This is a genomic window from Streptomyces spiramenti, assembly GCF_012034385.1.
Classification (GTDB): domain Bacteria; phylum Actinomycetota; class Actinomycetes; order Streptomycetales; family Streptomycetaceae; genus Streptomyces; species Streptomyces spiramenti.
Genome location: NZ_JAAVJB010000218.1, coordinates 1 through 8,319 on the forward strand (window position 1 = coordinate 1; position 8,319 = coordinate 8,319).

Annotated in this window: 3 protein-coding genes; 1 reads left to right on the top strand and 2 read right to left on the bottom strand. The window is 74.7% G+C overall.

The annotated features are described in order from the left end of the window. Positions 1-3,252: S41 family peptidase (locus tag HCJ92_RS19780; RefSeq protein WP_167934968.1), on the bottom strand; the 3,252-nt coding region annotated here is incomplete at its 3' end. A 406-nt stretch (positions 3,253-3,658) separates the two neighbouring features. Here HCJ92_RS19780 and HCJ92_RS19785 point away from each other — a divergent pair. Continuing rightward, on the top strand, positions 3,659-5,917 hold the full coding sequence (locus tag HCJ92_RS19785; protein WP_167934969.1) for an MMPL family transporter: 2,259 nt from the start codon (positions 3,659-3,661) through the stop codon (positions 5,915-5,917). A 142-nt stretch (positions 5,918-6,059) separates the two neighbouring features. Here the strand turns inward: HCJ92_RS19785 and HCJ92_RS19790 are convergent, their stop codons facing one another. After that, positions 6,060-7,775, bottom strand: a complete 1,716-nt coding sequence (locus tag HCJ92_RS19790; RefSeq protein WP_167934970.1) for a penicillin-binding transpeptidase domain-containing protein — start codon at positions 7,773-7,775, stop codon at positions 6,060-6,062. Positions 7,776-8,319: the final 544 nt, after the last annotated feature.

The window sequence follows — 8,319 nt, forward strand, 5'->3', positions numbered from 1 at the left end:
GTCCTCGGTTGGGACATCACTCGTGACGCACAGCCGGTGAGCTACGCCTCCAACGCCCATCGGCGGCGCCGCAGTCCCAGCGGGTCCCACGTCGACGGGCCCCGGCGCCTCGCCGTCCGGCTCCTCCTCCAGGGGGCGGGCGATCGTCGTCGGCCCGCCGCCGCTCGCCGTGTCGTGGTCGTCGGCGGGCGGGCCCGACGGCACGGTCGCAGGCTCCAGAAAGGTGAGTTCCACCGTGCTGCCGCCGTTCCCCGCGAGCAGCGGCCACGGGCCCGTCAGCGGGTCGACCGGATGGCCGTTGACCTCCGTGAGGATCGCGCCCACCCGGATACCGGTCCCGGCCAGCGGCGACCGCGCGCGGGAGTCCGAGGAGTCACCCGGGAGCACCCGGGCCAACCGCCACCCTCGAACCGCGCCCGCCCCTGCCGCTGCCGCACCGGCCCCCGCCGCCGCCTCTGCCGTCTCCCCTGCTGCCGCGGGTCCGGCCACGCGCTCCGTGTCGCCCGGGGCGGGGACGGCGGCGGGAGGCTCGCGGTCCCGGACGAAGTCGGCGCCGAGCAGCCCCTGGGCGCGCCGGTAGTGGGGCGGCCCCTCGTCGCCCCGCGAGGGGGTGACGTACGCGTGGGAGGTGCCCAGTTCCCCGAGGGTCTCCCGCAGCAGGTCGGCGAACTCGTCGGGCGTCGACACACACGCCAGCAGCGGGCGGTACGTCGCCAGCACCCCGTCCCAGTCGATGCCGCACATCCCCGGGTCCCAGAACAGGTCCCGGACCAGGCGTCCCGCCTCCTCGAAGGCGTTCCGCCACTCGGCGGCCGGGTCGCTGTGGTGGACGATGCGTCGCAGGTCCACGACGACGGTGGAGTCCGGGTCCGCCTCGTCGGTCGCGGGCACCGACCGCAGTTCGGCGTCCTCCGACACCACCAGCCGGGAGCCGTCGCCACTGGTGGCGAACCAGTCGACGTCGCGGGTGAGGTCGGCGGCACCGCAGGTGGCGATGTCGAAATGGACGAGGGTGGGCTGACCCGAGGTGTCCGCCGGATTGGCGAACGTCTCGCCCAGGGCACCCGAGATGGGCCACCGCAGCCAGACCAGCCCGCCTCCGGCGACCGGCCGCAGCGCGGAGTACTTCGACGCCGGGACGGGGAACGGCGTCACCCGGGACGCCAACCCCTCCGCCTCGACATGCGTCGCCCCCTCCTCGCCGCCGGTGTCCGCCGGATCGAGGCCGCCGGCCGCCGGGCGGCCTTCCGGGGTCAGGGCGAAGGGCGACGGTGTCGCGGACGACAGCGGCACCAGGTAGGGGCGGCAGCCCAGCGGGAACGACAGGTCGCCGGTGTGCACGTCGTAGACCGGGTCGAAGCCGCGCCAGGAGAGGAACGCCAGGTAGCGGCCGTCACGTGTGAAGACCGGCTCCTCGTCCTCGAACCGGCCGTCGGTGACGTCCAGGATCTGGTGCCCGGGTCGCGCACCGCTGCCCACGGTCCCGCCGCTCCCGTCCCCGGTGCCGGGCCCACCGCTCCCGGTCCCGCTCTGCCGCCCGTCCCGAGGGGCGCCGGACGGGACCCCGCCGTCGGCGGACGGCGCCGGCGCGACCCGCGCCATGCGGATCTGCCGCAGGGAGCGACCGAGTCCGGGGTGGGACCACGTCAGCCACCCGGAGTCGGGCGAGAACGCCAGATCGCGGACGGGGCCGTTGGCGGAGCGCGTCAGTTCCACCGCCGCCGCGGGGGTGCGGGGCGGCGCGCCGGGACCCCCGGTCGCGTCGCCGCCGGACCGCGCACCCCCGCCCGTGCCGCGACCGATGGCCCCGCCGCCGCCCGCCGCCACAGCGCCGCCCACCGGATCGGCGCCGCCCGTCACGACGGCGCTCCCTGCCCCGGGTGTCCCGAGCAGCCGGCCGAGTGGCCCGCCCTCCTCGGGGGCGGGGACGGGCACAAGCAGCAGGGCGCCGTCGTGCGAGGCCACCGCGAGGGTGCGGCCGTCGGGTGAGGAGACCAGCTCCCGGACGCGCCCCAGCCGCCCCGTGGCCAACCGGAGCCGGTCGCAGCCGCCGCTGGCACGGGGGAGGTACGCGACCTCGATGGCGTCCTCGCCCGCCGCGTCGGTGACGTAGGCGATGCGACCGCTGTCGCCGAGCATCTCCGGCAGCCGGACCCGCACACCCGGGGCGCCCGCGATGATCCGACCGGGGCCGTCGCGGTGGGTGAGCCAGTAGAGGCTGCCGGCCACGCAGACGGCGCTGGCCCGTCCCGTCGCGTCCACGGCGAGCGCCTCCAGGCGGTTCGCCGTGGGTACCTGGCGGCGGCGACGCCCGTTGCGTGGCCCGCAGAGGGTGACGGCAAGCCGCCGTGGCCTGCTCTCCGCGGTCAGCTCCGCCACCAGCCACAGCTCCCCGCCGCTCTGGTACACCACCCGGCGCCCGTCGGTCGCCGCGTGCCGCGCGTACCGGGTGTCGTGATCGGTGTGGCGGCGCAGGTCGGAGCCGTCCGGCCGGCAGGAGTAGAGGTTGCCGACGCCCTCGTGGTCGGAGAGGAACGCGATGCGGTCGCCGACGAACATCGGGCACTCCAACTGCCCGGCCGCCTCCACCGGCAGCCGTTCCCCGTGCAGCCACAGCCGCCCCGTGCCGCCGCCCCGGTAGCGCTTCCAGAACGCTGCCTCGTGCGGGGCACGGCCGGTCAGCAGCAGGCTGCGGCGGTCCGCGCCGTCGCCGTGGACCGCGATGTCCGCGACCGGCCCCCACGGCAGTTGCTCGCCGGGGGAGCCGTCGGTGTGCAGCCGGTGGGCCCAGCTGTGGTGGGAGAAGGGCTGGCTGTGGGAGCTGACGGCGAGGATGTCGTCGCCGGCCCAGCCGCAGACACGGGTGTCGTCGGTGGCCCAGTGGGTGAGCCGGTGGGCGGGGCCGCCGGCCACGTCCAGCAGGTGGATCTCCGGGTCCGGGGTGGTCCAGCCGGTGAAGGCGATGTGTCGGCCGTCGGGGGAGAAGCGGGGCCTGGCGACGCGGGTGCGGTCGGCGGTCAGCCGCCACGCGCGTCCGCCGGAGACCTCGCCCTCGGCCGGCAGCGGGGCGAGCCAGAGGTCGTCCTCGGTGACGAAGCAGACCCGGTCGCCGTGGAGGTGGGGGAAACGCAGGTAGCCGGGTCCGGCCTCGTCCCGGCCGTCGCCGGACCGGCCGGTGGTCGCGGCGACCGGCTCCGGTGCGCCGGTGGTCCTGCGGCCTGTTCCTGCGGTGTCCCTGATCACCCGTTCCATGCTTGGGGGTGCCGATCGGCCCGGCAACTCGACCGGTGCCGGAACGGCCGGGGCCGCACGCCGGGGCGGCAAGAGGGGGGCTCGGGGGGACCCGCGGGACCACCGGGCACCCCTCCGGTGGTCCCGCCGGCAGCCCTGCCCCACTCGCACCCGCCACCTCACCGACCGGGCAGCCGCGAGCGGTCCGTCCGGGTACGGCCGCGGTCGGTCGCAGACGGGGTGCGCGCCGACAAGCCGCGCGTTGCGTGAGGTACGTCACAGTGACGCCGGGCTCTCACCCTCCGGCCATGGTTCGGCGTCTCCAGCTGTGCACCGGCCGGTACATCCCGCCCCCGCACACCGCCCGGAGCGTCCCCCCACGCCGCCCCACCCCCGCATGCCCGTTTTCGGAGTAGGAGAGATCTCCGTGGCTACCTTCCTCTACAAGCTGGGCCGCCTCAGCTTCCGACGGCGGCGTTGGGTCGCCGCTATCTGGATCATGTTGCTGCTGGCGGCCGGCGCCGCCGCATCGACCGGCGGGGGCGAGGTCGAGGAGGAGTTCACGCTCCCCGGTACCGAGTCCCAGCAGGCATTCGACCTGATGGAGGAGTCGTTCCCCGGCTCCAACGCCGACGCCATATCCTCGCGCATCGTCTTCCGTGCACCGGAGGGCGAGCAGATCACCGCCCCGGAGCACGAGGCCACCGTGGCCGACGTCCTCGGCCGGCTGGACGGCGCCGAGAAGGTCGTCGCCGTCACCAGCCCGTTCGACAGCGGGTCGGTCAGCGAGGACGGCACGACCGCCTACGGCACGATCGACTACGACGCGAGCTGGGCGGACATCACCGAGGAGATGCGCGACGACCTGTTCGCCGCCGTCGACGCGGGCCGAGACGCCGGGCTGACCGTGGAGGCCAGCGGTGAGGTCGCCGTCGGCGAGCCGAACTTCGGCCACGGCGAGATCATCGGCATCGGCGTCGCCGCCGTCGTCCTGGTCATCACCTTCGGCTCGCTCATCGCGGCCGGACTGCCGCTGATCACCGCGCTGATCGGCGTCGGGATCGGCATGTCGGGCATCACCGCCCTCGCGGTGACCCTGGGCCTGACGGAGACCACCGGCATCCTCGCGATGATGATCGGTCTCGCCGTCGGCATCGACTACGCGTTGTTCATCGCCTCGCGCTACCGCTCGGAGCTGGTGGAGGGCCACAGCCGCGAGGAAGCGGCGGGCCGCGCCGTCGGCACCGCCGGCTCCGCCGTGGTCTTCGCGGGGCTCACCGTCATCATCGCGCTGGCCGGCCTCGCCGTCGTCAACATCTCCATGCTCACCAAGATGGGCCTCGCCGCCGCCGCGACCGTGCTGATCGCCGTGCTGGTGGCGCTGACCCTGGTCCCCGCCGCGCTCGGCTTCGTCGGGAAGCGGATCTTCGGTAAGAAGGCCCGCGCCGAGAACCCGGAGACGGGGGTGCCGACCTCGCTCCAGAAGAACGGCCGCCCCAACATGGGGTCCCGCTGGGCCAAGGGCGTGCTGCGCCGGCCGCTGCTGGTCCTCGTCGCGTCCGTCGCCGGCCTCGGCCTCATGGCGATCCCGGTCGGGTCCATGGAACTCGGCCTGCCGGACGACAGCACCCAGCCGACCGACACCACCCAGCGCCAGGCGTACGACATGCTGTCCGAGGGCTTCGGTCCCGGCTTCAACGGCCCGCTGATGCTGGTCATCGACGGCCGCGAGGCCGACGACCCGCAGGGCGCCGCGGACACGCTGGCCGAACGCCTCAACTCCGTCGACGGCGTCGTCGCGGCGTTCCCGGCGCAGTTCGACGAGGCCGGCCGGGTCGCGACGATGATCGCCATCCCGTCCAGCGGGCCGGCGAGCGCCGAGACCGCCGACCTCGTCGCGGACCTGCGGAAGGACGTCGCGCCCGAGCTGCTCGCGGACACCGGCGCCCAGATGCTCGTCTCCGGTCAGACGGCGGCGCAGGCCGACTTCTCCAAGGTGCTCTCCGACGCGCTCGTCCCCTACCTGGCGCTGGTCGTGGGCCTCGCCTTCGTCCTGCTGCTGCTGGTCTTCCGCTCGCTCCTCGTGCCGCTGAAGGCCGCCCTGGGCTTCCTGCTCTCGGTCCTGGCCGCGCTCGGCGCCGTCGTCGCGGTCTTCCAGTGGGGCTGGCTCGCCGACCTGTTCGGCGTCGCGGAGACCGGCCCGATCATGTCGATGATGCCGATCTTCATGGTCGGCGTGATCTTCGGCCTCGCGATGGACTACGAGGTCTTCCTGGTGACGCGGATGCGCGAGGCGTACGTGCACGGCGAGGACCCGCAGCAGGCCATCGTCTCCGGTTTCAACCTCAACGCCCGTGTCGTCACCGCCGCCGCGATCATCATGATCAGCGTCTTCGCCGGGTTCATCTCGGCCAGCGAGTCCATGGTCAAGATGATCGGCTTCGGCCTGGCCATGGCCATCCTGCTCGACGCCTTCGTCGTCCGGATGACGCTGGTCCCGGCCGTCATGGGCCTCATCGGCGACCGCGCCTGGTGGCTGCCGAAGTGGCTGGACCGCGTGCTGCCCAACGTCGACGTGGAGGGCTCGGCGCTGGAGCGCCACCTGGCCGGCACCGCCGCCGCCGACGACCGGCCCGCGTCGGGGGACAAGGACGACAAGGACCGCGAGCCGGTCCCCGTCCCCTGACCCGTACCGGGGTCACCCGCACGGCAACGTGAAGGGGCCCGGCGCCCGCCCCGACCATCGGTCGGTGGCGGGCGCCGGGCCCCTTCCGTTCCGGGCCTCCCGGGGCGCTCGGCGCCCATCGGCGCCTCACCACCCCGGAGGGTCACTCGCCGCCCGCCTCCCGCAGCACCTCGGCGACGAGCGGGCCCGCGAACTTGCCGCCGTGCCCGGACTCCCGCACCACCGCCGCGACCGCCAGGTCGTCGCGGTAGGCGGTGAACCAGGCGTTCGGCTTCTTCTGGTCGAAGACCTCCGCGGAGCCGGTCTTCGCGCCGGTGTCGCCCGGCACCCCCGACATGGCCTCGGTCGCCGTACCGCCGGCGACGGTCAGCGCCATCAGCTTCCGCAGCTCCGCCGAGGTGGATGCCGAGGGGCCGGGCGCCGTCACCGGCTCACGGTCGTCGAACGACATCGGCACCAGGTACGGCTGACGGAACGTGCCGTCCTTCACGGTCGCCGACACCGACGCCATGACCAGCGGGTTGGCGCGGACCGACGCCTGCCCGATGAGCTGCGCCGCCATCTGCGCCTTGGACTCCTCGTTGAGCGATCCGCTCATCGTCTCCACGCCGGTGCGCCACTCCAGGCCGATACCGAAGGCCGACTGGGCGTACTCCGCCAGCTGGGTGTCGGCGAGCTCCGGCGCCGCGCTGATGAAGGCGGTGTTGCAGGAGGCCGCGAAGGACTGGCCGAAGGTACCGCCCTTGATCTCGAACTCGTCGAGGTTCTGGAAGGGCCAGTCCTCGAAGTCGAAGATCTTGGGACACGGGTGCGCCGCGTCCGCCTTCGCCAGGCCCTCCTCGACCAGCATGCCGGAGGTGACGATCTTCCAGGTGGAGCCGGGGGCGTACCGGCCCTCCATCGCGACGTTCTCCCCGTCGGCCGGGTTGTTGACCACGGCGAGGATCTCGCCGGTGCTGGGGCGGATCGCGACCAGCGAGGCGCGGTCGGAGTCCGCGACCGCCGCCTCCGCCGCGCGCTGCACCCGGGGATCGATGGTGGTGGGGACCTCGCCGGTGGTGGGCTCGGAGAGCCGCAGCAGCTGCTCGCTGACCGCGCCGCCGTCACCGTCCGCGCCGTCCGCGCCGGAGGATTCCTCCGACTCCTCGTCCTCGTCGGTCGCCGCGTCGCCGTCGGCTGGGGCCGGGCCGGTGATGCGGAGCTCGGTGCCGGGGTGCCCGCCGCCGGCCTCCCCGTGGGCGGCGGCCAGCGCCTCGATCACGGGCGCCAGCGAGGGGAATGCCTCGACGTCCAGCTCGTCGCCGTCGCGGTCGAGCGCGCGGACCGGCGCCGGGCCCGCCGCCGGGCCGATCTCCAGCCGCAGCCCCTCGGTGAGGTCGGGGTGCAGGATCTCGCTGCGCCACTGCACGAGTCCCCCGGAGGCGGCCCCGGCGTCCTGGCCGTCCGCGCCGTCACCGCCCGCTGCGTCGGGGTCGGCGACGACGGTCAGGGCGGAGCCGTAACCCCAGTCGCCGGTGTCGTCCTCGTGGGCGACCTGCGCCGCGACCTGGAACGGCACCTCGACGGCCCCGTCCTGCTCCGACCCGGGGCCGGGGGTCAGCGACAGTTCGGTGACCCCCGCGTCCTCCGTGTAGGCGGCGAGCGCCGCCGCTGCCGCCTCGGGGTCGTCCGTCATCGCCGCGGCGGCGTCGGTGTCGCCATCCGCCCATGCGGCGAGGAACTCCGTCGCCGTCTGCTGGGCGTCGACCGCCGACGTGCCGTCCCCACCTTCGCCGTCGTCCGACGAGCATCCGCTCACCCCGACGACCACCGCCGCCACCGCGCCCGCGAGGGCCACGGTTCTCCGGCTCTGCCGCATCCGCACTGCTCCTGACCTACCGAAATGACCGACCGAACAACGCACATGCCACCCGACCCGGCCGGGGCGGACGGGACCCGTCCGACAAGGTGACCATCGGACCGGTCGGCCGGTGACGACAACGACCCGGCGAATGCCGCGACCGTGCCCCGCCGTCCGATCGACCGACCGCCGCGACCACGCTTCCGACGCCCGCTCCGCGGTCCGCTGACCGGAAGGCCCGCCGCGCTGCGGTCACCGGCCGGGGCCGGGTGGTGCGGACGCGGCGGCGATGAACCGTCGCCGCCCGTCGCCGCGCGGGCGACCGCCGGTGACGACCGCTCCGTCGTTCGCTCCGAGGTCCCGGCGGCGGCAACCGCGGCTTCCGGCCGCGCCCCTGCCCGGGTGTCAGCGCAGACTACCGCCCCGGTGGGAGGCCGCCGTCGCGATGCCCGGTTACCGGCCGCCTCGACGCGCGCACTCCCTCCGCCGGCCCTGCCCGCCACGCGCCGTCGCCCCGGCGGAACGAGCGGGCGGAACGAGCGGGCAGCATGCGGGCGACGTG

Bases quoted from the DNA above. Each gene is read 5' to 3' on its own strand.
- HCJ92_RS19790 (WP_167934970.1), bottom strand. From the start codon at position 7,775: ATGCGGCAGAGCCGGAGAACCGTGGCCCTCGCGGGCGCGGTGGCGGCG.